The organism is Enterococcus raffinosus (assembly GCF_019175485.1).
GTDB classification, from domain to species: domain Bacteria; phylum Bacillota; class Bacilli; order Lactobacillales; family Enterococcaceae; genus Enterococcus_A; species Enterococcus_A raffinosus.
In genome coordinates, this window is the sequence record NZ_CP072889.1 from 863,431 (window position 1) to 887,921 (window position 24,491).

Consider the following 24,491-nt stretch of genomic DNA (forward strand, 5'->3'; position numbering starts at 1 on the left):
TGTTCATTCGTTGCTTAGTAATCAAGTATAAGAGCAAAAAAGCTTAGCTCTTATACTCTTGTTTTCGCAGCTCATTCAGTTCGCTGATTTTTAGATAAATTTGTTTTAGTTCACTGTGTTTAATTTGGGGAGAAATGAACACTTTTGGGATGGTTAGTTCATTGTAGGTAGATCGATCTTTCAAAGGGACAGTGAGTAAAATATCTATGGGATCAGAAAAAGAATCCGCAAATACAATATTGAAATATCGTTTGATATGATTTTTTAAGCTTTCTTTGATGAGTTCGTTTACAAGCGCCGGAAAGTCGGTATCCAAAAAAAGGACAAAGGGTTCTTCAAAATAAGTTTCATAAGTCAAATAGGCACAGATGATCGAATAATGAGTGACAAGATAGTTTTTCGCGTCAAAAATTGGAGAAGCTGCTTCTTTTTTCGCTTGTTCATATATTTTTTGGCCTTTTTGATAAAGTGAGGGGATGTTATCTTTTATGTATAAATTTAAGTCGTAGTTCGTTATGTCGCAAGAAAATTGTGGGAAGAGCGTTGCGTGGTAATGGACTGAGAACAAGGTTTCCTTTATCCGTGCTTTTTTTCTTTTTGAGCAGCTAGCACGAACAAGCGGCTCTAAATGATGATAAACGGCTGTTACACTAGAGGCTATTTCTGTCGCTAATTCCTCATGTCCCTTCATAATTAGTATGCCCATATTCTGGGAGTAAAAATCTGCATTCGTCAACAAATAGAAGACAAAGAAATGTGCTTCTGTCACGGATAAACGATAGGAGCGAACAAGTAACGCGCGAACCATCTTAAACGGTGCAAAGTAGGTCGTATTTATTTTTTTTAAGAGTGCCCACTCCGTTTTCAAAACGACTGAATTCCCTGATTTATACCTAAAAAAATTAATAGCTAGAATAAGTGAAAGCTGGCTGCAGGTAGATGTTGCGAGGGATTTTGACAGAGACTGAGTCATGACCTCAACATCAGAAGAGATTTTATCGAATAACTGTGAGGAGAAGGGCCAAGTAATCCCCCGATAAACGCTCCAATAAATAGAATAAAGATAGTATCGTAAAGTATGCTCTTCTCCCGAAAATAAATACTGCCCTTTAGAATAGATCAACGTTAAGCCATACTTGTGAAGGTGCTTTTTTAATTTTGTCATCTGTCGCTGAATCGATGATTCACTTAAAAAGGTTTCTGCTTTGATTTTGTTGAGAGAGACGGAACCATGTTCTGTGAGCAACTTAATGAGAGTAAAGGGCACACAAGACTTTAAAACGCTATTTAGCAGCAATTTATATTCAAATTCTGTCAGGCAAAGTTTTACTCCTGCGCCTTTTTTTATTAAAAGCTTTCCAGTCTCTAAAAGCTCCTCTTTTTCAGAGAGCAGTTTCAAATGCTTATTAATGGTTTTCTTATTATAGTTAGTTTGGAATTCTAAATCGGAAAGTGTAATCCAGCCGGAATTTTGATAGAGTGTATCTAAAATTTTGAGCTCGCATTGTAATGAATAATCTAATAATGATGTAAAATCCATTGTTTCCCTCGTTTCTATTTTATTCATATTATAGGATAACACTGATAAACTGGTTGTTTTTATTATTAAATGGCATAAAGAACAGACCAAAAAAAGAAAAAACTTCAGTCTAGTTAGACTGAAGGAACAAATAATTATTTTTGAATGAGGGTTCTTAACTTTCTAGAAATCGTCTTATAGGTTTGAATGGTTAATTCTGGAGTTATATATATAATTTTTTCTTTAGCAATCGACTGTTCTAACACATGACTACCGGGCACAGTAAGAAGCAGATCAAAGTACTCTTGTTCATTTTCGGTGAAAATCAAATGATACGTATTTTTGAAATGATTGAGCAGCTGGTTTTTCACAATGCGTTCGATGAAGAAAGGAAAATCCGTCTCCATTTTTAAATAAATTTTTTTCTCAAAGTGCGTTTCTGAGAGAATATTTGCTAATAGGATTGAATAATGGGTAATCAAATAGTCTTCTTGTTCAAAACAGGGATTTTTATCGGTGGTCGTCAAGTGTTGGCTCACTGTCACGATCTCTTTTTTTAGCTGTGGGAAATTCCTATCTATATATGGCGTAAGCTTGTAATTACTGATATCAGTGGGAAATTCTTTGAATAGCATCGTGTGATAATGAATGGAAAATAAACTTTTAAAAAAAGACGAATCTGCATCCGTTTTTATGTGTAGCAACGGAAATTGTTTTTTCATCTCTTTTGCGGCTCGCTCTGAGGCTTTAGCTATTTCGGTTTTATCATGTTGATGATTTTCTATAAAGTGGTCCGCATAGTCCCATGAATGGTAGAAGGAGGGCCGAGTTAAAAGATAGAAAAAAAGCAAATGCGTCTCATCCTTTGACATATGATAGTTTGTAGTAAATAAAAGATTTAGTTGGTTGAAGGCAGGGATCGTTTCATTCAAGGCGTATAGCTGCTCGAAGGCATCCTCTCTATGAATGAAGCAACGAGTTCTATAGCGTAGGTAATTAATGGAAACGATTAAAGTAAGTTGGTTTTCGAAAGGAACAGCTAGATACATGCCTGCTTTTTGAGCGACTATCTGCAGATCCTCTGCTACTTTTTTCCTCAGTCCTTCAGAAAAAGGCCAAGAGACCCCCTTATACACTTGCCAATAGAATAAGTATAAATAGAAACGGATGGTTCTCTCGTCTCCTATCAATCTGTATTGGTTTCTTTTTTTTACCAGATCAATGTTGTAGGAGTTTAGAATTTTCTTTAGTTTCCTCATATAGCGATAAATATTTGATTCACTTAAATACGTTTCTTTGGAAATATCCGACATAGAAAAAGAGCCATTTTTTAAAATTTTATCAATCATAGCAAATGGAACACTTCTTTTTAAAATAGAGGTTTTTATTTTGGTATAATCGATCCTACTCATTTTCAGTTGAATACCAGCGCCTTTTTTCCTAATCAATCCGCTAAGTTCTGGATACTCATCAATAAGTGCTAGGTATTTTATAATTGTTTTTCTATTAAAACCTGTTTCAGCGGCAATCTCGTTGATGGTCACCCAACTATCATGTTGAAACAATACATCTAAGATAGAAAACTCATATAATAAGGGTTTATCTAATAATGATCTAAAGTCCATGCCAACCATTCCTCCTGCAATAAATTCATACTATACTATCTATTTGAATAGATAAAGAAGAACGATCACGAGAGAATTAGAAGACAAATTCAATAAAAATTAGCTGTGATCTTTTTCCAGTAGTGCTTGAAGCGATCATGAGTGGCTTTTCCTCCTATGGTTTACAATGTTTTATTAGATTATAATGGTTATAGATAATATCTGTTTTTGTATATAGTACATAAAATAAAGGTTAGTAATGTCTTTACTGAATAGAGGAGGAAAAGGAATGGATTATCAAGTTGTTACGATGGAAGACTTCCAACTGTTGGGCAAGGGTGAGATGCAATTAGTTGGTCAGGTGAAGGCCGATTTGTTTTGGCAGAAGTGTCAAAAAGATGGGACGCTTGCGAAACTAACCACTTATTCTACTTCTGATGAGAAAGAATGGATTGGCTTAGCTGATGGCGAATCTTTCGATGGGGAAGGTTACATGTATTACATTGCGACACCCTATCATGCAGAGACGGTTCCTTCAGGATACACAACTCTTACGCTTCCTTCTTCATTATGGATAAAGTTCCGCAGTGCTTCCTTAAATGTTAAAAACACGGCGGATAAAGACTGCTGGACCTGGATCTTTTCTGATTTTTTTCCGGCTTCAGAGTATGAGCCGGCAGGCTTCCAGCTAGAGGTTTATCCCAAAGGAGCCGGTAGCTACCCAGACAGTTTATCGGAAATATGGATTTCTGTAAAAAAATCTAGTGATTGAAGATAAACAAAGAACGATAAAAGTGAAAACAAAAAGGAGCAGAGAATGAAACACAATCCAATTATTTCAAACTATGATCACTTTGAAGAAGAACAGAGAGCCTTCGGCAGTAGAGCTGATCAGATCGAGTTTATCTATACAAAACGATTGCTTGATTTTTATATCGACTCCTCAAAAACAGTGCTTGAGTTAGGCTGCGGAACAGGCTATTATGGACTGTATTTATCAGAGAAATGTAAGTCCTATCAGGGAATTGATCTTGTGCCAAAACACATCAAACAGTTCCAGAAAAAGATAGTCGATCACCAACTCCCGAATGTTCAGGCGGCTGTTGGAGATGCAACTCATTTGCCAGAAATTCAAGAAAACACCTATGACATTGTGTTAGTCTTTGGTCCCATGTACCATTTGCAGCCCAATGAACGCAAGAAGGTAATCGCAGAAAGTAAGCGAGTCTGTAAAGAGGGCGGCTTAATTCTATTTGCTTATATCAATAAAGTAGGCGCTTATCTGCGAGCGTGCTTTGACGATGATATGAAGGTAAACTATCCCAATGCTGCCACAAATCATTCAGTATTTGTAGAGGGGATAGATGACCATCTTCCGGATGTTTTCTATTTCACTATGCCAGAGGAGATGGTGCAAGACGCAACAGACGAGGGATTAACGGTCGTCCGTAATGCGGGTGTAGATTTCTCCTTCAATCCAACAGGCATAAACAGTATGGACGAGGAAAAATATGCGGTTTGGACCGAAATAATGGACTATATGTACAACAGCAGCTCCTGTGCGGGAACCAGCAATCATGCGGTGCTGGTCTGTCGGAAATAGGCTGTAGACTTATAAAATAAAGTGTTCCCCCTGATAAAAGAGACTAGGTGTTTTATAATTATCGTAGCTCAAGAAAGCAATTGCTTCCTTGAGCTGTTTTTTTTATTTAGTAAAGTACTGAGTGGCGATTAATATGTTTTCGTATAGCCAGGCTATTCATTGTATACGATATCGTTTGTAGTATTTATCTAAAAACGTTATGTATGCCGTTTCCTTAAGCAATCTTTTCAAAATTTGTATATAAGGTGCTGTGCTAGATTGCTATCGAGAAGTTGGTGGTGAACTTTTCGGTTTGGTAAAGAATTAGTAACTGAACGTCGATCAATTTTTAGGAGATTAGTATTAATGAAGGGCTAAATAAAAATCTTAATCACGAACAACGAAAAACTATATATTTTTAAAAGCGTTCCGGACTTATTTATCATAAAAAAAAGAAGATTAAAAATGTTAATAAGTTAGTGTTTTTAGGTAAATTGGTTTTGTTCTAAAAAGAACCATCATATGATTTATCATGGATAAACAACTCTAAAAAATTATATCTATATAGTTATTTACAAACAAAAGATAAAGTGTATAATCAATTTTAGGAACCGTTTTCCGCTTTTCATTTTTCTATAAGGGAAAGTGAGAGAGTTACTACGAAGGTGTTCGATAGGTTCGTGAATACCTTCTACATAGGATCATACAGAAACATCGAAAAGAACTGGTGGGGGGAATGAGAATGTCGGATTTAACAAACAAATGGGCGCTTGTGACAGGCGCAAGCAGGGGAATAGGCAGAGAGATAGCGCTATTTATGGCAAAGCAAGGAGTCAATGTTGTCGTACACAGTCGTGAGCTGGAGCATACGAGCTCAATTGTTAAGGAGTTAGAGGAATTAGGCGTTCAAGCATTTTCTGTGGCGGCGGAATTATCCGACGAGCAGCAAGTCAAGCAGATGATTGCATTCGTTTCAAGCAAGGTGACGATTGACATTTTGTTCAATAACGCCGGTGTTCAGCCGAAAAAACAAACAAATTATTGGGGCGTAGCTGTTGATGATTATCTCAGTACTTATCGGGTCAATGTCATTGCACCGATGCTTTTAATAGAAGGTTTCTTACCAAAAATGCTGGAGCAAAACTTTGGCAGAATCATCAACACAACAAGCGGCATTAAGAATCAACCTGAACAAGGAGCCTATGCAGCATCGAAGGGTGCCTTGGATAAATTAACAAAGGATCTAGTGAATCAATTAGCAACGAAAGATGTCACAATCAATCTAGCAGATCCTGGATGGGTACGGACAGATCTTGGGGGTGCGGAGGCTCATCATGAAGTAGGCAGTGTAATTCCAGGAATGGTTCTGGGCGCTTTTGTTAAAAAGGGAGTAAGCGGTGAGTGGATTTCTGCTCAGAAATTTGCGGGAAAAGCCTTGGATGAAGCACTGTCCTTATTGGAACGGGAATACGAAAAAAAAACAATAGATTTAGGAGGAACGAGTATGAACAAAAACAGTACCTATACATTATCGAATGGAGTGGAGATTCCTGTCATCGGCTTTGGTACGTGGCAAACACCGAATGGCGAGATTGCTGAAGCGGCGGTAAAATGGGCGATCGAAGCAGGCTATCGTCATATTGATACTGCATCGGCTTATCGAAATGAAGCTTCTGTAGGTCGCGGGATAAAAGCCTCTGGGGTCTCTCGAGAAGAATTATTTATCGCAACAAAATTGGGAAGTAAAGGACATTCGTATACTGCCGCGAAACAAGCGATTGATGACTCTTTAAAAAACTTAGACCTAGATTACATCGATCTTTACTTGATTCATTGGCCAAGTCCCTTAGCCATTCGTGAAAATTGGAAGGAAGGGAACGCAGAAGCCTGGCGAGCGATGGAGGAAGCGGTAGAACAGAAAAAAATCAGAGCCATCGGTGTTTCTAATTTCTTGCCACACCATTTAGACGCATTGTATGAAACAGCGAAAATAAAACCAATGGTCAATCAAATCTTTCTAAATCCTAGTGATCAGCAGCAAGAAGTTGTGAAGTACAATCAGGCGCATGACATCTTAAGTGAAGCTTATAGTCCATTAGGAACGGGTGAAATCTTTAAAGTAGGCGAATTAAAAGAAATCGCTGAAAAATACAATCGCTCCATTGCGCAAATTGTTTTACGCTGGAGCCTGCAGCATCAGTTCTTACCATTGCCGAAGTCAGTTCATAAAGAGCGTATTCAAGAAAACCTTGAAGTCTTTGACTTTGAAATAAAACCAGAGGACATGGCAATCATTGATGGCTTAAAAGGATTAGCGGGAAGTGCTAAAAATCCTGATCAGGTAGATTTTTAAGCTTCTAAAGAGTCTATCTTCTACAAAAATTCAATTAGACCAACGATAGGATTCGTTGGTCTTTTTAGTTGCTTCTTCCACAGTAAGAACACTGAAACTACATAATCTAAAATGAGGGAGTTTCGCTAATGTATAAAACTAGTTTCTAGTATACAGCTCCATTAAAGAGGGTGTTAGTACGGACAGTATTCGTTCAGTGACAATTTCAGGAGAAGGATTAAAATCAGACAGAAACCATTCCTCCGTGATCGCTCGTACACCGGTTGTCATATAAAGGGCATAGCTTGTAATAGTGTCTTCAGAAAATTTAGCGGAAAAAATCTCGGGTAAAGCGTTCAAAAAATGATTGTAATAAGTGCCATGAAGGATATCCATAAAGTCGACAGTAGTGTTTTTAGATAGGAGACAGGCGATCTTCTTTTTGTTTTTATAAAAAAAGCTCATAATCTCCAGCGTGTTCGGATATAAAATCTTTTTGATCTCCTTAGTATCGGCCATATTCACAAGATTTAGAAACGGCAGGTTCTTCTTCTGTATTTCATCAAACTGTGCCAGTAACACTTCAACGAGGACATCAATTATGTCTTCTCGGTTTTTGAAATAATTGTAAAAGGTAACTCGACTAATGCCTACAGACTGAGTAATCGCTGTTACAGATAGTTTATCCAATGGGGTGGATTGTAAATGATCAACTGCGCAGTCAATGACCAAGTTAGGAATGACAGAATCGTTCATACTCTTTCTCCTTGAGTCTAGTATTTTTTATAACAAGTGTTTACTAGTTAATTATAATAATTACATTTGTTCTTTTCAAATGAGAGCATCATATTGTGCTAAATACTTTACATCTCCTAGTTAAGTGTAAATTGATATCTTCAATGAGGACTGTATTATAAGGTTAGAATAACAAAAAAGTATTTTTTAGGAGAGAAATGATGAATAAAAAAGTTGCAAAAAGAGTCCTCAATTGTTCTGTGTTCTCGTTGTTACTGTTCAATCAGGTACTGCCGGTGGCTGGATATGCTGGAGAGGCTACTGACGAGAATCAAAAAAATTCCTTCGAGGAAAATAACTCGTGGCAGGAAGAGAGTCTTCCTATTGCGGAAGAAGCTGAAAAGGGGGATTTTTCAGAGGAATCAGGAGAGAAAACCGATACAACAAGTAGCCAAGAAGAGCATTCATTGATACAGACGAATGTGGACATTGCTTCAGGAACGTTTGGAACTTGTCCTTGGTCTATCGATCAGGAAGGAACGTTACATATATACGGAGGGACTTTAGGTTACGATCCTACGAGTTATTGGTCCAGCTATCGAGAGAAAATAAAAAAATAGTCTTTGAAGAAGCGGTAGAGGCACATTGGAACAGCAGCTATTTATTCTATCGGTTAAACTCCGTGACTGAAATCCAGAATATTCATCATTTAAATACTTCTAACGTGACGGACATGAGTGGGATGTTCGGCTTTATGAGTAGCCTAGAAACGCTAGACGTATCAAATTTTGATACGTCTAACGTTACAAGTATGAAAGAGATGTTTAACTCTATCGTCAGCTTACAGGCATTAGATGTGTCTCACTTTAAGACGAGTAATGTGACCGACATGGCGAATATGTTTAATGATTTAAGAAATATAGAAAGCTTAAATGTATCGAACTTTGATACGAGTAAAGTGACGAATACGCGGGGGATGTTTGCGAACACGAATAAGTTGACTTCTTTAAATGTATCAAACTTTGATACAAGCCAAGTGACGGATATGAGTTATATGTTCAGTACACCAAATATTCCAGCGCTGAACCTTTCGAACTTTGATACCTCTAAGGTAAAGAACATGCAGGGGATGTTCGCAATGCGGGGGATAGAGTCGTTAGACTTATCGAATTTTGATACGAAGAATGTTGAAAACATGAGTTATATGTTTCAATCCACAGAAAACTTAAAAGCATTAGATTTATCAAGCTTTGATATGACCAATACGACAAATGTGAATGAAATGTTTTTTACAGGAAATAACCGACCAATAACGCTGGAATCCTTAAAATTAGGTGTGAAAACAAAACTGTCAGAAGCGATGGGTTTAAAGGAACCACCAGAATGGGGCATTCATACAGGAAGATGGATAAAAAAAGATACTATAGACGCGTATTCATCTAGCGAGTTAGTTACTCAATATGAGGGCAGTACAATGGCAGGAGAATATGTTTGGGAAGAAAATTATGATTTGAAGGTGCGAGATATCCAAATTTTTGTGGGAGATGACTGGCAGATAGGAGATCATGTGATAGCTGTTACCAATCAGTTTGGTCTCGATATCCCCATAGAAAAGCTTGAATTTGAGACACTCGGAGTCGATCTCGCAAATAAAAATGTGGATACATCACAACCTGGTATATATTATATCCGTTTTTATCAAGGGAAAAAAATATTATCGGGAGCCATGCTGGTTATTGAGGAAAAACAAACAGCTGTGAGGGTGACAGATTCAACCCTTTTTGTAGGAGATGACTGGAAAGCATTAGATAATTTCGAAAGTGCAGTAGACGAAATCGGGCGCCCAGTATCCTTCGAAGAGATAAAAGTAGCAGGCGAAGTAGACACAAGTAAAGCAGGCAAGTATGAAATAACATACAGCTATGGTGGAGTATCAAGTAAAGCTATCGTCACAGTGAAAGAAAGACAAACAGCGATAAAAGTAAAGGATAGCACTCTATTTGTAGGAGCCCCTTGGCAGTCGTCAGATAATTTCGAAAGTGCAGTAGATGAAACCGGAAGCCCAGTATCCTTCGAAGAGATAAAAGTAGCAGGCGAAGTAGATACAAGTAAAGCAGGCAAGTATGAAATAACATACAGCTACGGTGGAGTATCAAGTAAAGCAATCGTTACGGTGAAAGAAAGACAAACAGCGATAAAAGTAAAGGATAGCACTCTATTTGTAGGAGCCCCTTGGCAGTCGTCAGATAATTTCGAAAGTGCAGTAGATGAAATCGGGCGCCCAGTATCCTTCGAAGAGATAAAAGTAGCAGGCGAAGTAGACACAAGTAAAGCAGGCAAGTATGAAATAACATACAGCTACGGTGGAGTATCAAGTAAAGCGCAGGTAACTGTGGTCAATAAAGAGAAATTGGAACTAACGAATCAAGACAAGGATAAAGATAAAAATAATTATCAAAATAAAATAGTCTCAAGCAATCAAAGGAGCAACCAACAGCGAAAATTGCCACTGACTGGAGAAAAGAAAAGTCAGTATTTACTTATTAGCGGATTAACGATAGTCGTTCTAGCATTAATTATCCTGCGCAAGGTGACACTTTGAGATTTAAATGTCGTATTTCTATCATAATAATCGGCGTATTCATACCCGACGACTAAACTATTTCTTGTTGTTTATACAACATCGACAGTAATTGTATTTAACTGATTAATCTCTAGTATTCGATTTAACTAGAGATACCCAGTAAAACCTTGATTTTTAAACAGATTGAAAAGTCAAAAAGAATGCCTTCTTTGGAATCACCGAGAAAAGCACATGATTAGGCTATTTTATTGTCTAGTCGTGTGTTTTTTTACGCACTTTCCATATATTTGTTCAATCTTCATTAGGCGGACGATAAAAGAAAAGTCATAAATGACCACTGTTGTTCACTTGTGTGAAATCGTTTTGGTTGAATAAATGGTCGGCAGTTCTATATAAAAATGTGATTTTTACCTATAAAAAATTTTTTTGATCTATTGTTTATATAACAATAATTTTCTGTCCATAGTAGCTATCATCATGTCATCTCGAGATACGTATGAATTTACTATAGAATACATCCTTATAAAACTGAAAAATATTTATATATAGAAAATTTGAACTATTTGAATGAATAATTTTTCTTATTTACATAACGTATGGCATGAGTGCTTAAACTTTAATTATAAATTATTCAGTGTTATTATATTGGGGTGAAAAGTAGTACGAGAAGGGCTATAGATGATTTCAATCAATGTGACAGATATCCCCAACGATTAAACGTGAGTAATCAATAACGATCAGAAGAAAGGTGATACTGATGGAGAAAGAAAAAAGAATAGCTATTTTACAAGACGTGATAAAAATTCGGTCAGTGAATAATAATGAGGCAGAAGTAGCCGATTATTATGCAAAACTTTTACAGACTCATGGTATTGATAGTACAAAAATTAACTACCAAGAAGGTCGTGATAATTTAGTAGCGACAATAAAAAAGGGAAATTCAAAAAAAGTCCTAGGATTATCAGGTCATATGGATGTTGTTGATGCAGGAGATGAAAGCCAGTGGAAATTTCCTCCCTATGAGGCAGTAATTGATGACAATAAACTTTATGGTCGCGGTTCTACAGATATGAAAAGCGGTCTGACTGCCATGGTTATTGCCATGATCGAGCTAGGTGAAGAGGAAGTTTCGTTTGATGGAACAGTGAAACTGCTCGCAACAGTCGGAGAAGAAATAGGAGAGCTTGGGGCGCAACAGTTAACAGAAGCCGGTTATGCGGATGATCTAACAGGGTTATTGATAGGAGAACCGACGAAATACAATTTGATGTATGCTCATATGGGGTCAATTAATTATTCCGTGATTTCACGTGGGAAGGAAGCGCATAGCTCAATGCCTGAACAAGGCTTCAATGCGATTAATCACCTAAATGAATTCATTACGAGAGTAAATAAAGAAATGGCCACTGTTGCTGAAAATTATGTGAACGAAGATCTCGGCCGAACGATTCATAATGTGACTGTAATTAAAGGAGGCAATCAAGTAAATAGTATTCCTAGCTATGCTGAGCTTCAAGGAAATATTCGTTCCATTCCAAATTTCAGTAACGATGAAGTGAAAAGCTTGCTCACTACGATCATTAATGAATTAAATGAAGGCTCTGATTATAAACTGGAGCTATCGATTGATTTCAATAAAATTCCTGTAAAAGCCGACAAAAATTCAGCGCTCATTCAAGCGGTTCAAGATCAATTCGAGAAGCCTTTGCCTCTAGTAACAGCAGCTGGTACAACGGATGCTGCCGAGTTTACTAAGTCAGAAAATACATTCGACTTCGTTGTTTTTGGTCCAGGAGAGCCCACACTTCCACATCAAATAAACGAATACGTCGAGATTGATAATTACTTAGATATGATTGATAAGTATAAATCAATTATCAAAACCTATTTGAGATAGCTGATTGATTTAGATAGAATTTAAAACAAACTAGGAACATTGTTTACCACGGAATGAAAAAATAGCCAGAAATACCTTGAAGAATAATCAGGTGTTTCTGGCTGTTTAGATTGGGCCAATAAAAAGAGACAATGTATGCTTAAAAGATAAAAACAAAATTGGTTATTGCTACTGATTTCACGGCATTTTTAGTCGAAACAGTGTTAGAAAAACGATTGATTGTCTCATAAACTTTTCTGGAAATATAAAATTATCCTCCTAATGTGATGCATCCTCCGTGTTCCTCTTTTTTCTTCAGTATATTTTGAACTATAATAAATAGATACATAAAAAGAATACACGCTAATTTACTTTTACAGCAGGTTTTAATTCCAGTATGCAAAATGTATAATTAAAAGGTAATTTAATTAAGCAGGGGTGATTCTAATCGAGAAAATAGTGAATGCTTGTCTAGGTATCTTAGATTCATTGAAGAGGGTACCTTTTCCCAACAGATTATTTTTATTTCTCTCATTAATTTTTGGATTAATGATGGTAAACATAGTTCCACCGTTGCAAGCACCGGATGAGGTGGGACATTTCATTAAGGCCTATTCATTTTCGGAATTTAAAATACGCCCCGAATCCTTAACGAAAAAGCTTGGAAAGAATGAAAGTACTTGGGGAAAATTTGGTTTTGAAGTCCCTTACACAATAAAAAGTATGAACTCCTATGCAATTGATATGAATGGTAAAAAAGAAAAATTTCCCTATTTTTACGAAGAGGTAGATAAGGATAAAATTAAAAAGGGTGAGAAAGCCTTTATTGGGACTGGAGGAATAACTAATTACTATTTCGTGAATTATATTCCCCAAATTCTTGGGATAACCGTTGGAAAAACCTTAAATAAACCTATGGTATGGCAATATTATGCAGCACGCTATTTTAATTTAATTGGCTATATCCTGATTATGTTTTTGGCAATCTGGAAGTTCCGCTTTTCTAAGTTGGGTGCGGCAGTCTTGGCTCTAAATCCAATGGCGCTCTTTCTCGCTTCGTCAACATCAGGAGATGCAATGATCATTTCAATGAGTTTCCTTTTCGTCTCTTGGCTAACCGGTCTGATCGGTAAAGAGCGATTAACGAACCTAAAACTTCTAATTAGCGCCGTGTTAATGATTACGTTAGTTCTGCTTAAGCCTACATTAATTGTTCTAGGAATGCTCTTCTTTCTGATTCCTAATAAGTCCTTCAGTATAAAAAGGAAAGCAGTGTGGGGGATTGTAATTTTTGTGTCCTGCATTTTATTCTATGTTATTTGGAATAAAATGATGATTGATCAACAAATTCTTTATCGAGATTTCGGGAATCCAGACAAACAGTTGGCGCAATTCTTAAAAGACCCATCAATCTTCTTTGAAAACTTTCGAAAAAACTACTTATTTGGTGTGAAAGGGGACAATATTGTCTATTCTTTTGCTGGTAAATTCGGCCTATTAGATGCTCCTATGGGTCTTCATTGGATCGTTCTATATTTTTCAAGCATTATTTTAGGTTCTCTGGTCCAAGAGAAAGATAGTCAATCATTGATAGCTTATCAACGTGCCATTCTGCTTGTTATGCTGGCGCTCTACACGTTACTAACGTTCTTTGCTTTGTATCAGATTTGGAACAAAGTCGGTAGAACAACCTCAATTGAAGGTCTCCAGGGAAGATACTTTATCCCTATAAGTTTATTAGTTGTTCCTTTGTTTTCAAGTAAGGATGCGATTTTGAATATCAAACCAATGAAGATTAACATTATTGTTTCACTGTTATTGGTATTAGTACTAATTGCGGCAATTGTAACTCTAACCAGCCGTTATCCAGCGGCAGTGTAAATTCAAGTCTTTCTTTTATAACAAAAAGAGTATACTCATGCATAGTAGCTGTCTTGAGATATCATGATTTTAGATGACCGCGATGACAATTGGGTGCAGCTGTCATTCTAACCCACATGCTGACTGTCACACATTTAGCAAAAAAAGCCCTACTCCTGACCGAGTAGGGCTTTCGTGGTAGCATCCTTCGAAATTCTCATATTTCGCAGGCTGATTACCGGACGTTCTCTTTTGATTATTCGTTAGGAAATAATTCTGAAAAATTCATTCCTTGAACCAAAAGATTTCCGAGGAGTTAATATAATTTTCTCATTCGTATAGTAGTTCATTGCGTTCAACGAAATAAAGGGATTCTTTCTATAGGAAGTACTAAGCAGTGAATGAATTCTGAGATAGGAATATATAAAAAATCATTATTGCGATAACGATAGTAGGAATAGGGCATTTTGATATCCATTTGGAGCATAATGCTGCTCCCCATATGAAATAAAAGAATGAATAAGCCCGTACTTTTCCGACTAGTTTATCTTATGATTGCCCACAATAATGGGTTAAATTTCATAGCAGCTGAGAATCTGAAAGTACGGAATGCTTTCAGATCTTCAGCATGTTTTGTCTTCAGTCGTCATGGATCACGCCCGCTCAACCAGTGGTTGACTAGGGCGATGATCAGCCCCACAAAGAGCGGAGCGAGGACATATCGAATCAGCTCGCTCAAGGTGCATCACCTCCTCTCCGATGTGGAGGCTGACGACTTGAGCAAGATAGACCTACGCATTATTTATTTGAGAAGGGCAGAATTTAGCTGCTGGAATCACCGTCTCGAGAACGGATGTCTGGGTCGTCCTTGTTTCGATTGATTTTTCGACGAAGCCGAGCGAGAAAGCCTTTTTGCCGACTTTCCTGTTCTGGAACATCTGACTGTGCAACCGAAAGATCAGAAGAATTCTCAGCAGAGGTATTTTCCAATGATGTAATTGTTTTTTCTCCGATTTGTGGTGCAGGTATTATTAATGAAAGGGAGTCGTTTCTCGTTTCTGCTGGTTTCTCCAAACTTTTAGCAATCGCAGTTCTCGATGCATTGAACAAATAGTCGTAGCTGTTTCCTGTTTTAACAGCGGGCATTTCCGGTTCTTTCTCTATTTTTGGAGAAGGAACCGTTTTTTCTTCTTTAGGTTCCTTTTCTTTATCAAAAATCTCGGTTTCTTTAGTAGTAATGATCTTCGCTGTCACCACGGAATCAAATAGTTTTACGCCATTTTCTTCAAAAATGTCTAATGTAGTTAAGAGTTCGCAAGCTTCTTTGATCACTGGTATTGGCAGATCATTCTTTAGATTGTTATATTTCCAGTCATGTGTTGCGCCCAGACCGTTGGTAAAGGTCGCCACTAAATCCTGTCTCATAGCCTTCTTTTCCTTTCTCAAATTTTTTTGCGTAGGTCATCTTCTATCAAGGTTCATTCGTTTCATCGGGACGGACTTTGGCAATCAAGGAACGGACAAGGGACACGGCTTTTTCACCGAAGTTACGGACAGGGAAGGTTCTCAGTTTTAAGGCTTGCCACTCTGGGGCCATGAAGTAATCTTGAAAGTAGTAAAAGAAGCGCTTCATGGTGCGAGTGGCTTTCGTATTCATGAAAATCTCACGGACAAGATCCTTCAGAATGAAAGCAAACTCTTCCGCACCTAGCTGGTGCCGTATTTTCAAAGTGAGAATGTATTTAATCGTTAAGCTGCTGTTTTGTGTACTGTAGTAATACTCTTTGATACGTTTTTCTAAGGTTGTTGATTTCAAATGGAACAACTGGCGGTACGAAAGGGTTTGTTCATTCATTAAAATAGTTCCTCCGTTTCATAGTTTGTTAATATCGGCCGGTGACTTAACGATAAGGTACAAAATAAAACTAGGTCAAAACCGTGAAAATTACATTTAGGGGCCAATTTTGCAGAGGCAACGACTAAAATATTTTGAATAATCCTGATTTCATAGGCTTTTGAAAAAAAGAAGCACCAAATCCCCTGCAAAATTCAGGTCCAAATGCAGAATTCAGCACTTTGACAACGGAGAGGTTTTTATGCTTGCAGAAGAAATGTTGATATATAGGCATTTATTGGTAAAATATTATTTAAAATTGGTTAGTTAAAATAATTGCTTTCTATTTTTCTTTAGTTTTTCTTAATATATTTTGGTTGGAAACGAAGAAAGATTCCTTCTATTGGTATAAACAGGTAATCGAATCAAATGGGGAAGTCATGTAATTAATACAATTGTTTAGTTTTAAACAAGTACGGCTTTCTACTTAATAAAAATAATAAGGGAACAAACCGCACTCGCAGTTTGCTCCCTTATTTTGACTATTCTATGCTACTTTCACTCTTCTTAGGCAACGTAACAATAAACTCAGTCCCTTCACCCACCGTACTCGTAACCGTAATGTCTCCTTGATGCTGCTGCGTGATCAGCTTGGCAATGGATAGTCCTAAGCCCAAACCATCTGGATTTTTCTTTCGCGAGTTGGTGACTCGGAAGAAGCGATCGAAGAGTTTCGTGACATTCTCTTCAGAAATGCCGATGCCTGTATCCTTGACAGAGATTTGAATATCCTTTGGTAAATTTTTAAGGGTTAAGGTGATTTGTCCTCCTTCATTGGAATATTGATAGGCATTATCAAGCAGAATCATCACTAATTGATTGATTCTTTGCTGATCACCATAGAAGGGAACCTCAGAGGCTAGATTAGCCTTTAATTGAATGGTCTTATTTTGACAGACTGGTGAAAATTTTTCTACGATGCTTTTTAACAAGCTATCTAGTGAGAAAAATGTTCGCTGGATTTCCTCTTCGCTCGTATCCGCGCGAGAGATAGTAAGTAGATCAGAGACTAAGCGTTCCATGTGCTGCTGTTCGATGTGGATATTTTCCAGCCACTTCATTTGAGCACCGATTATTTTAGCAAAGTGACTTTGGAGGCACCGATCCAACTCTCATTTTTCAATATCGTTCTTAGTTACGTCATCTGGCTGATTGTCATCCTGATCATTGGCCGAAGAGCGAGCAAAAAGCCTGCCTCAAGAGCAGCGAAAATGACCATCAAGGCTTGTTTGATTAGTGAATAATGCATTGTTCGTATATGAGAAAGCATGCATGAATGGGCAATCGCTTTGAAGTCTTCACGAAGCTGAAGAATGGCTCGATGTAAATTTGAAAAAGAAAAAATGGACGTCTCGTAAGGGGACGTCTTTTTTGTATTTAAGAGTACATTAAAAATAAAGGTTCTGCATAGTGGATTTCAGCACACTTTTTAATCAGATTATTTATTTTTTAATGTTTATTGGTTGAGTGGAATAATCATAAATATTAATTGTAACAATTGAGAAACTATTATTCCGTAACTTATCATAGATTTATTGTCAAATAGTAAGCTTAAATAATGCGTATTTGGATATTGTGAGCTGAATATTTCAAAAATAAAATAAATCAAGTTATGATGATTTATGTAAGATGATTTACTTTCACTAAAAAAGCTTTTAATTTTCTGTTAAAAATATGGATGGAATATTGGAAATTAAAAGAGAGATTAGAAAAGTGATCCGCATTAGCAACATAATTTATTACTGAGTTTCTATTATGAAGGAGGTGTACAATTATGAATCGTGGAATAAAAGCAATCGGGATTATCATCTCAGTTATCTTGATGTCAGCTCTGCTGATGGTTATCGCAATCAGTTCTCCTTATATGAATTTGCCGTTTGGCATTCATCGTACGGAATTTATCAGAAATTCTCTATCTAATTACTTTCTTCGCGAGTACTTATTTTGGGTAGCGTTAGTCTTCTCAATAATCTTACTGATTTTCATTCTTTTCCTTATCTTTTATCCAAAGGTCAAACAAACATTTGTACTGAAAGAAGAGAAGGGACGTCTCTCCTTAGACAGAAAAGCGATTGAAGGATTTGTTCGGACGAAAACGCAGAATGTCGGATTTGTTGCTTCACCAGATGTGAAGGTGCGTGCGACAAAAAATAAGATCAGGATCAAAATCAAAGGCCAATTGAACCGCACATCTGCCCATATCGGAAAAACAGAAACATTGATGAAAGAAATTCAACAGGAACTACAAGAAATCCTAGGTAGTCAGGAAAAAATCAAAGTGGATGTTGCTTATAAGTCTTTTGATGATGAGCAAGACAAGAACACAGCTGATCACTCACGGGTAAAATAGTACAACGCAATGCTCAAATGGGAGCAATCAATTACACGAATAAGGAGGGAGCCGCTTGAAAGATTTAATGAATCAATACAAACTCCCGATTATTTTCGGGATCGCAGGGTTAATTTTAGCCATATTGCTGGTAGCGATCGGTTTTTTCAAAACATTGTTGATCGTTTTATTAACTGGATTAGGCGCAGCACTGGGCTATTACCTGCAGCAAACCAATTTATTAGATGAATATTTTAAACAAAACAACCATTAGGAGGAAAAGTATCATGGAAAACAATTTTCAAAACAAAAATGTAAACGATAAAACAGCCGTATCAGGACAAACACCAAACAAAGCGTCAGAAGTCAAAGGTGAATTAACGTATGACGATAAGGTTATTCAAAAAATCGTTGGCACAGCGATTGAACAAATTGATGGGTTATTAACCGTAGATGGCGGATTCTTCTCAAATATCGCTGAAAAATTGGTCAATACAGATAACGTAACGACAGGTATCGAAACAGAAGTCGGTAAAAAACAAGTAGCTGTGGATATGGATGTTGTGATTGAGTATGGAAGAGACATTCCAAAAATTGCGGATCGTATCAAAGAAGTCATTCATGATGAAGTGGAAAAGATGACACATTTAGATGTGATCGAAGTAAATATCAATGTCGTGGATATCAAGTCTGAAGAAGAGTATGAACAAGATAGCGAAACGGTTCAAGACAAAGTAACTAGTGCAGCGAAGACAACAGGTGAGTTTGCTTCAAAACAAACAGACAAAGCAAAAGGTGTAGTGAACCGCGGCACAAACAAAGCGCAAGCAAAAATCGAAGAAAATCGTGAACCACGAGTAAAATAAGTGTATTGTAGGAGGAATTTGTCATGGGTTTATTATGGTCATTAATTATCGGAGCAGTTATCGGTGCAATCGCTGGAGCGATTACAGGTAAAGGAAACAGCATGGGCTGGATCGCAAATATCATCGCTGGTTTAGTAGGTTCAGCGTTAGGTCAAGCAATATTAGGTTCTTGGGGACCTTCTTTAGCTGGAATGGCGTTAGTACCATCAATCATTGGAGCAGTCATCTTAGTCTTGATCGTCTCATTTTTCTTAGGTAGATCTAAATAGATATCTAGATTAAGAACACGGCGCTAAGATAGGAATCAACAGAAGTCGAGCACCTTTAAATGAAAAGATACAGCTCCTTGATGAAGCTTGTACCCAGTAATTAATAAGTGAAGTTTACCGAGTGTTTCCCCCGAAGAAGATTTTTATCTTATATGAGAAAATGGGTATATTGTTCAAGCATCAACGGAGGAAGGAAAGCATGGAATGTGCTTTCCTTTTTTTTGTTCATTCTCTTGTATGCAACAGTAAGGTCCCTTTTTAAATACTGTTCCTCCTCTGAGCTCAATTCTTTTAAAGAATTGAGCTCTTTTTTAACGAAAAATAGTGTTTCTCTCCGTTTGTTATTAAAGCTGCTATTTCTCTTTTTTGGTTCCTATTCTTGGACTTGGGTCCAAAGAGTGGAAGGAGTATTGTAACGGGTTTCATATGTTGGTAGTCTGAGGTCAAGAGATACGTATACTCAATAAATTGAATGGAGAGAAACGATGAAAAGTAAATTTTCTCAGACGATGCAGGATTTTTCTCGAGCGGTGATCGTTCCAGTGAAGTTCATGGCGGTAATGGGGCTATTCTTGGCAGTTTCTGTTATTTTACAATTGGAATTCATGCCGAATGTTTTGCAGACCTTTGGCGGGCTGATCAAAACAATGATGGACAGCATGTTAAATAATTTAGCATTGATTTTCTGTGTAGGAATCACTGCTTCGCTAGCGAAAAAGAAAAAAGTTGAGGCTGCTCTGATATCATTGATCGCGTTTTTATTCTTTTTGGCAGCAAACAATGCGTGGCTGACGCTGACGAATCAATTGGCTGAAGCAGGGGATATGGGTCTTTTTGGGACAGGACAGGCTGTAGTTTTAGGCTTTCAAGTTGTCGATATGAATGTCTTTTTAGGGATGTTGGTTGGCTGTATCGTCGCGTTTATTCACAATCGCTTTTCAGATAAGGAATTTGTGGACTTCTTGAGTATTTATGGTGGTTCACGCTTTTCCTTCATGATTCTGATCCCGGTTATTTTAGTGACAGCGATTGGAATGAGCTACATTTGGCCGGTGGTGAATGGCTGGATTTCTTCCTTGTCAGGCTTTATCTTGACGACAGGCTTGTTGGGCGTGTTCATTTATTCGTTCGGTAATCGATTCTTGATTCCGACGGGGTTACATCATTTATTATGGATGCCATTTTGTTTTACTGCGTTAGGCGGTACCGCAAAAATTGGCGGTCAGGTTTACAATGGTGCGGCAAATATTTTTTACGCAGAAATGGCCAATGCGGGGTCAATTACCAGCTTAGACCCATCGTTACGCTTTGCGACGTTTGGCTTTGTGAAGATCTTTGGCTCGATCGCGGTTTCTCTTGCATTGATCCACTGTGCGAAAAAGCAGCGCAAAGAGGAAGTGAAAGGGATGATCCTGCCGTCAATGTTCGTTGCGGCAGTAGCCGGCATCACGGAGCCGTTAGATTTCTCCTTCTTATTTGCTTCACCGCTGCTATGGCTGGTTCATAGTTTACTAACGGCGGTATCAGAAACAATTCTGTGGGGAATCGGTGCCAGAACCTATATGCTGTATGGCTTGATTGACACCTTTGTCTCTAATTCTGTGTTTAGCCCTTCTGTCACGAAATTTTACTTGGTGATTCTTGTTGGAGTCATCATGTCAGTCATTTGGTACTTTGTGTTTGTCTTGTTGATTAACAAGTTAAATATTAAAACACCGGGTCGAGAAGATGAGGAATCAGAAGAAGCAGTACTAGTAAATGAAACGAATGGCGAGTTTACGGCAGATGGCAGCGCAGACTTTGACTTAGTTGTTGCTGGATTGGGTGGAAGAGAAAATATCGAAAGTATTTCCAATTGCTTTACCAGATTAAGGGTCACGGTGAAAGACGAAGCGCTGGTTGATTCGGCTCAATTAGAGAGAATCTCTCAGCAAAAGGGTGTTGTTTTAAATGGAACGAGTGTCCAAGTCATCATCGGGATGGGGGTTCAAGGATTTAAAGAAGATATCTGTGAGAGATTAGGTATGAGCGAATCATAAATTATAGAGAGTCAATTTGAAAGGAAGAGAAGAATGAAGTTGGAAAAACAGTCAGTCGTAATTGCAGGTGGGGGAAGCACCTATACCGCAGGAATCGTCATGATGCTTATCGAAAATCAGGAGAAGTTTCCTTTACGCAAATTAAAATTTTACGATAATAATAAAGAACGTCAAGATATTGTTGCGAAAGCCTGCGAGGTGATTGTAAAGGAACGCGCGCCAGAAATCGAATTTTTAGCAACAACGGATCCTGAAGAAGCCTTCACCGACGTTGATTTTGTGATGGCCCACATTCGAGTGGGTGGCCTTGCAATGCGTGAACAAGATGAGAAGATCCCTTTGAGGCATGGGGTTGTTGGCCAAGAAACCTGCGGGCCTGGAGGAATGGCTTACGGGATGCGTTCGATTCCAGGAGTGGTGGAATTGATCGACTACATGGAAAAGTATTCGCCAGAAGCTTGGATGCTCAACTATTCGAATCCAGCAGCGATTGTAGCGGAAGCGACACGTAGAATGCGTCCAGAGGCAAAGATTATCAATATCTGCGACATGCCTGTTGCAATCAAGAAGTCTATCGCCGATATTGTCGGCTTAGAAAGTGAAAGCGACATTGTCGATCGTTATTATGGATTGAATCATTTTGGCTGGTGGACAGAAATGACCGACAAACAGGGCAACGATCTTATGCCGAAATTGAAGGAGCATGTAGCAAAATATGGCTATGCCGCTGCCAAGGGAGAAGGCAACCCATTACTAGAGGAAAACAGCTGGATGGATACCTTCCAAAAAGCCAAGGATGTTTACGCAGTTGATCCGCTGACTGTTCCAAATACGTATTTAAAATATTACCTATACCCTGATTACGTGGTGGCTCATGCCGATCCAAACTATACTCGCGCCAATGAAGTGATGGATAATCGGGAGAAGAATGTATTTGCGGAGTGTGAGCGAATCGCTGCGGCGCAAACAGCTGAGGATACAACGATCGAAGCAGGCGAACATGCTGAATTTATCGTCCAATTGGCCGGAGCGTTAGCCTACAATACTTATGAACGGATGCTTCTCATCGTTAAAAATGAAGGGGCGATCGCCAATTTATCTGATGATGCGATGGTTGAGGTTCCTTGCATTGTCAGCAAGCGCGGTTACGAGCCGTTATGTATGGGGAAAATCCCCCATTTCCAAAAAGGAATGATCGAACAGCAGGTAGCGGTTGAAAAATTAGTCGTGGATGCCTTTGAGCAAAAGTCGTATCAAAAGCTTTGGCAGGCGATGACACTATCTAAAACTGTTCCTTCTGCGGCAGTGGCAAAAGAGATTTTAGATGAAATGATTGAAGCAAATGGCGACTGGTGGCCAGAATTAAAGTAAAATCTGCAATGAAGGTATGAATGGTTGGCAACGATCGTTCATACTTTTTTTCTATAGGGAACACGCTGCATTCGTTTTAGGATAAAATAAGATGAAAGAGTAAGGAGGCTGGCTATGCTTTTTTCTGATATTGTCAATCAACATTATGAGGCATTAAATGAAGTCGATCTTCAAATGGTCAAATACATCCATGCCCATCCGAAAGAAATGACGACAATGGGAACCAATGATTTCGCGAAAATTTGTCATTCTTCAAAATCATCCGTGATTCGCTTTACACAAAAGCTGGGCTTCACTGGGTTTAGCGAGCTGCGGAATTTTTTAAAGTGGCAGAATAACCCCAGTGATGAACAAAAGGAGGCGAGCTTCAAAACTCGTATTTTTTCTGATGCGGAACGGACAATCAATTATCTCAAAACAAACAACTGGGAAAACATTTATAAGGCGCTGGAAAACAGTCGAAACGTCTATCTATTAGGAACCGGTGTCACCCAGCAAAACCAGGCGGCAGAATTGCAGCGATTATTGTTGCTAATCGGGAAACCCGCGCAAATGATCCCGGCGTCCTCTCAATCCAATGAATTCAAACGGATCATGGAAAGCATCAATGAAGACGATTTGATTTTTGTTTTGTCATTATCTGGAGAGAATCAACATCTCTTCAATGTGTTAAATGTTCTTTCCACCTATCGTTCGACGATTGTGTCGATTACAACTATGCAAAATAATTTATTGTCTGGCAGAGCGGATTTTTCGCTGTATGCCTCAAGTAGTCGCAGCCCGAACCCGACAGACTGGTGGTTGCAAACCGCCTCCTCATTTTTCCTATTGATTGAAGCCTTTGCTTTTGGCTATGTGGATTATTGTCGGAATAAAAAGTAACCGTGTTCACAGGATTTTCTTTAATCGCAAGAGATAACCCTCTATAATGAAAGAAAGGAGGCGTTTGGAATGAAGAAAATAGCTAGCGTTGTTGGACTCTTTTTCACTTGTTTGTTACTTTTTGGTTTTTCTCTTGAAGCTTCCGCAAGTGTTGCTGTCTATCGGTTGTATAACCCGAATTCTGGTGAACATTTTTATACGCCTGATTTGTCAGAGTCAAGGTATTTACGAAGTGTTGGCTGGCGCGAGGAACAGATTGGCTGGTTTGCACCGAATTTTCATACGGGAGCGCCTGTCTATCGACTGTACAATCCAAATGCCGGAGATCATCATTATACGATGAACAGCTATGAAGCGGCACACTTAGTAAGTGTCGGGTGGAGAGATGAGGGTGTTGCTTTTGTGTCCGCTTTCTCTAATCACCCTCGAGTGCCTATTTATCGGTTATATAATCCAAACGCAAAAGCAGGTGCCCATCACTACACGCCGAATTCGAATGAACGGGATCATCTTGTTCGAGTTGGCTGGCGTTCAGAAGGCATTGGCTTCTATGCAGAAACGGCTGAATAAAAAAAGCATGCAGTCCGCTGCATGCTTTTTTCTGTCTAAAGGGATTGTTCGCTTTTAGTAAATGAGGAGTAAAACCGAGAAAGTTCTTTTTTTGTCCTGAAAACAAAGTAGAATACAAGATTTAAATGGAGTTATTAAGGAAAAGAATCAAAACTTAATATTATATGGATTGTTTTGCA

General features: G+C 38.2%; 22 protein-coding genes and 1 pseudogene. 16 read left to right on the plus strand and 7 right to left on the minus strand.

Annotation, left to right across the window (positions count from 1 at the left end; all coding sequences use genetic code 11):
• Positions 1–43: 43 nt before the first annotated feature.
• Together J9537_RS18735 and J9537_RS18740 are read right to left on the minus strand one after the other, a co-directional pair.
• Entirely contained in the window at positions 44–1,540 is a 1,497-nt protein-coding gene (locus J9537_RS18735) for a helix-turn-helix domain-containing protein (RefSeq protein ID WP_060789629.1), read from the minus strand.
• A 134-nt stretch (positions 1,541–1,674) separates the two neighbouring features.
• Positions 1,675–3,144 (minus strand): AcpB/EbpR/MafR family transcriptional regulator, encoded by a 1,470-nt coding sequence (locus J9537_RS18740; protein WP_060789628.1) that lies wholly within the window; start codon positions 3,142–3,144, stop codon positions 1,675–1,677.
• A 268-nt stretch (positions 3,145–3,412) separates the two neighbouring features.
• Here J9537_RS18740 and J9537_RS18745 point away from each other — a divergent pair, with 268 nt between their 5' ends.
• From J9537_RS18745 to J9537_RS18760, 4 genes and pseudogenes are all read left to right on the plus strand, one after another.
• On the plus strand, positions 3,413–3,895 hold the full coding sequence (locus J9537_RS18745) for a GyrI-like domain-containing protein (protein ID WP_060789627.1): 483 nt from the start codon (positions 3,413–3,415) through the stop codon (positions 3,893–3,895).
• A gap of 45 nt (positions 3,896–3,940) precedes the next feature.
• The gene (locus tag J9537_RS18750) at positions 3,941–4,726 is read left to right on the plus strand and encodes a class I SAM-dependent methyltransferase (RefSeq protein WP_060789626.1); all 786 of its coding nucleotides are present in this window, start codon (positions 3,941–3,943) and stop codon (positions 4,724–4,726) included.
• 796 nt (positions 4,727–5,522) lie between these two features.
• Positions 5,523–5,972, plus strand: a pseudogene (locus J9537_RS20735) (SDR family NAD(P)-dependent oxidoreductase); the annotation flags it as partial.
• Positions 5,973–6,209: 237 nt separating this feature from the next.
• Positions 6,210–7,058, plus strand: a complete 849-nt coding sequence (locus J9537_RS18760) for an aldo/keto reductase (RefSeq protein WP_060789633.1) — start codon at positions 6,210–6,212, stop codon at positions 7,056–7,058.
• 138 nt (positions 7,059–7,196) lie between these two features.
• Here the strand turns inward: J9537_RS18760 and J9537_RS18765 are convergent, their stop codons facing one another.
• Entirely contained in the window at positions 7,197–7,793 is a 597-nt protein-coding gene (locus J9537_RS18765; protein ID WP_060789625.1) for a TetR/AcrR family transcriptional regulator, read from the minus strand.
• 197 nt (positions 7,794–7,990) lie between these two features.
• Between J9537_RS18765 and J9537_RS18770 the strand changes: the two genes are divergently transcribed.
• The 4 genes from J9537_RS18770 to J9537_RS18785 all read left to right on the plus strand — a co-directional run bounded on the left by J9537_RS18770 (position 7,991) and on the right by J9537_RS18785 (position 14,113).
• Complete coding sequence (locus tag J9537_RS18770; RefSeq protein ID WP_218257440.1) at positions 7,991–8,392, plus strand: hypothetical protein; 402 nt, start codon at positions 7,991–7,993, stop codon at positions 8,390–8,392.
• 62 nt (positions 8,393–8,454) lie between these two features.
• The gene (locus tag J9537_RS18775) at positions 8,455–10,374 is read left to right on the plus strand and encodes a bacterial Ig-like domain-containing protein (protein ID WP_245001363.1); all 1,920 of its coding nucleotides are present in this window, start codon (positions 8,455–8,457) and stop codon (positions 10,372–10,374) included.
• A gap of 739 nt (positions 10,375–11,113) precedes the next feature.
• Positions 11,114–12,253 carry an ArgE/DapE family deacylase gene (locus J9537_RS18780; RefSeq protein WP_218257442.1) on the plus strand — a complete coding sequence of 380 codons (1,140 nt, stop codon included), beginning with the start codon at positions 11,114–11,116 and terminating at the stop codon, positions 12,251–12,253.
• A 528-nt stretch (positions 12,254–12,781) separates the two neighbouring features.
• Positions 12,782–14,113: a DUF2142 domain-containing protein gene (locus tag J9537_RS18785; RefSeq protein ID WP_245001333.1), complete on the plus strand. Its 1,332-nt coding sequence runs from the start codon at positions 12,782–12,784 to the stop codon at positions 14,111–14,113.
• 625 nt (positions 14,114–14,738) lie between these two features.
• Here the strand turns inward: J9537_RS18785 and J9537_RS20840 are convergent.
• The 4 genes from J9537_RS20840 to J9537_RS18805 all read right to left on the minus strand — a co-directional run bounded on the left by J9537_RS20840 (position 14,739) and on the right by J9537_RS18805 (position 17,047).
• Entirely contained in the window at positions 14,739–14,792 is a 54-nt protein-coding gene (locus J9537_RS20840; protein WP_231371736.1) for a hypothetical protein, read from the minus strand.
• A gap of 122 nt (positions 14,793–14,914) precedes the next feature.
• Positions 14,915–15,517 carry a DUF2922 family protein gene (locus J9537_RS18795; protein ID WP_060789357.1) on the minus strand — a complete coding sequence of 201 codons (603 nt, stop codon included), beginning with the start codon at positions 15,515–15,517 and terminating at the stop codon, positions 14,915–14,917.
• Between the two features lie 46 nt (positions 15,518–15,563).
• The gene (locus J9537_RS18800) at positions 15,564–15,947 is read right to left on the minus strand and encodes a hypothetical protein (protein WP_060789356.1); all 384 of its coding nucleotides are present in this window, start codon (positions 15,945–15,947) and stop codon (positions 15,564–15,566) included.
• A gap of 521 nt (positions 15,948–16,468) precedes the next feature.
• Positions 16,469–17,047 carry a sensor histidine kinase gene (locus J9537_RS18805; protein WP_082718864.1) on the minus strand — a complete coding sequence of 193 codons (579 nt, stop codon included), beginning with the start codon at positions 17,045–17,047 and terminating at the stop codon, positions 16,469–16,471.
• Positions 17,048–17,760: 713 nt separating this feature from the next.
• Here J9537_RS18805 and amaP point away from each other — a divergent pair.
• The 8 genes from amaP (at position 17,761) to J9537_RS18845 (ending at position 24,312) form a co-directional block, all read left to right on the plus strand.
• Positions 17,761–18,336, plus strand: a complete 576-nt coding sequence (gene amaP / locus J9537_RS18810) for an alkaline shock response membrane anchor protein AmaP (protein WP_028020795.1) — start codon at positions 17,761–17,763, stop codon at positions 18,334–18,336.
• A 55-nt stretch (positions 18,337–18,391) separates the two neighbouring features.
• A complete protein-coding gene (locus J9537_RS18815) occupies positions 18,392–18,589 on the plus strand; it encodes a DUF2273 domain-containing protein (protein ID WP_028020794.1) in 198 nt (65 codons plus the stop codon).
• 13 nt (positions 18,590–18,602) lie between these two features.
• Positions 18,603–19,181: an Asp23/Gls24 family envelope stress response protein gene (locus J9537_RS18820; RefSeq protein WP_028020793.1), complete on the plus strand. Its 579-nt coding sequence runs from the start codon at positions 18,603–18,605 to the stop codon at positions 19,179–19,181.
• Between the two features lie 23 nt (positions 19,182–19,204).
• Positions 19,205–19,450 carry a GlsB/YeaQ/YmgE family stress response membrane protein gene (locus J9537_RS18825; RefSeq protein ID WP_028020792.1) on the plus strand — a complete coding sequence of 82 codons (246 nt, stop codon included), beginning with the start codon at positions 19,205–19,207 and terminating at the stop codon, positions 19,448–19,450.
• A 485-nt stretch (positions 19,451–19,935) separates the two neighbouring features.
• Positions 19,936–21,489 carry a PTS transporter subunit EIIC gene (locus tag J9537_RS18830; protein ID WP_028020791.1) on the plus strand — a complete coding sequence of 518 codons (1,554 nt, stop codon included), beginning with the start codon at positions 19,936–19,938 and terminating at the stop codon, positions 21,487–21,489.
• A 33-nt stretch (positions 21,490–21,522) separates the two neighbouring features.
• Positions 21,523–22,860: a 6-phospho-alpha-glucosidase gene (locus J9537_RS18835; RefSeq protein ID WP_028020790.1), complete on the plus strand. Its 1,338-nt coding sequence runs from the start codon at positions 21,523–21,525 to the stop codon at positions 22,858–22,860.
• A 114-nt stretch (positions 22,861–22,974) separates the two neighbouring features.
• Positions 22,975–23,742, plus strand: a complete 768-nt coding sequence (locus J9537_RS18840; protein WP_028020789.1) for a MurR/RpiR family transcriptional regulator — start codon at positions 22,975–22,977, stop codon at positions 23,740–23,742.
• A 69-nt stretch (positions 23,743–23,811) separates the two neighbouring features.
• A complete protein-coding gene (locus J9537_RS18845; RefSeq protein WP_028020788.1) occupies positions 23,812–24,312 on the plus strand; it encodes a hypothetical protein in 501 nt (166 codons plus the stop codon).
• The last annotated feature ends 179 nt before the right edge of the window (positions 24,313–24,491 follow it).

What these genes read in the sequence shown, in the direction of transcription:
- J9537_RS18735 (WP_060789629.1), bottom strand. Translation starts at nt 1,540, where the DNA reads ATGGATTTTACATCATTATTAGATTATTCATTACAATGCGAGCTCAAA.
- J9537_RS18740 (WP_060789628.1), bottom strand. Translation starts at nt 3,144, where the DNA reads ATGGACTTTAGATCATTATTAGATAAACCCTTATTATATGAGTTTTCT.
- J9537_RS18745 (WP_060789627.1), top strand. Translation starts at nt 3,413, where the DNA reads ATGGATTATCAAGTTGTTACGATGGAAGACTTCCAACTGTTGGGCAAG.
- J9537_RS18750 (WP_060789626.1), top strand. Translation starts at nt 3,941, where the DNA reads ATGAAACACAATCCAATTATTTCAAACTATGATCACTTTGAAGAAGAA.
- J9537_RS18760 (WP_060789633.1), top strand. Translation starts at nt 6,210, where the DNA reads ATGAACAAAAACAGTACCTATACATTATCGAATGGAGTGGAGATTCCT.
- J9537_RS18765 (WP_060789625.1), bottom strand. Translation starts at nt 7,793, where the DNA reads ATGAACGATTCTGTCATTCCTAACTTGGTCATTGACTGCGCAGTTGAT.
- J9537_RS18770 (WP_218257440.1), top strand. Translation starts at nt 7,991, where the DNA reads ATGATGAATAAAAAAGTTGCAAAAAGAGTCCTCAATTGTTCTGTGTTC.
- J9537_RS18780 (WP_218257442.1), top strand. Translation starts at nt 11,114, where the DNA reads ATGGAGAAAGAAAAAAGAATAGCTATTTTACAAGACGTGATAAAAATT.
- J9537_RS18785 (WP_245001333.1), top strand. Translation starts at nt 12,782, where the DNA reads ATGATGGTAAACATAGTTCCACCGTTGCAAGCACCGGATGAGGTGGGA.
- J9537_RS18795 (WP_060789357.1), bottom strand. Translation starts at nt 15,517, where the DNA reads ATGAGACAGGATTTAGTGGCGACCTTTACCAACGGTCTGGGCGCAACA.
- J9537_RS18800 (WP_060789356.1), bottom strand. Translation starts at nt 15,947, where the DNA reads ATGAATGAACAAACCCTTTCGTACCGCCAGTTGTTCCATTTGAAATCA.
- J9537_RS18805 (WP_082718864.1), bottom strand. Translation starts at nt 17,047, where the DNA reads ATGAAGTGGCTGGAAAATATCCACATCGAACAGCAGCACATGGAACGC.
- amaP (WP_028020795.1), top strand. Translation starts at nt 17,761, where the DNA reads ATGAATCGTGGAATAAAAGCAATCGGGATTATCATCTCAGTTATCTTG.
- J9537_RS18820 (WP_028020793.1), top strand. Translation starts at nt 18,603, where the DNA reads ATGGAAAACAATTTTCAAAACAAAAATGTAAACGATAAAACAGCCGTA.
- J9537_RS18825 (WP_028020792.1), top strand. Translation starts at nt 19,205, where the DNA reads ATGGGTTTATTATGGTCATTAATTATCGGAGCAGTTATCGGTGCAATC.
- J9537_RS18830 (WP_028020791.1), top strand. Translation starts at nt 19,936, where the DNA reads ATGAAAAGTAAATTTTCTCAGACGATGCAGGATTTTTCTCGAGCGGTG.
- J9537_RS18835 (WP_028020790.1), top strand. Translation starts at nt 21,523, where the DNA reads ATGAAGTTGGAAAAACAGTCAGTCGTAATTGCAGGTGGGGGAAGCACC.
- J9537_RS18840 (WP_028020789.1), top strand. Translation starts at nt 22,975, where the DNA reads ATGCTTTTTTCTGATATTGTCAATCAACATTATGAGGCATTAAATGAA.
- J9537_RS18845 (WP_028020788.1), top strand. Translation starts at nt 23,812, where the DNA reads ATGAAGAAAATAGCTAGCGTTGTTGGACTCTTTTTCACTTGTTTGTTA.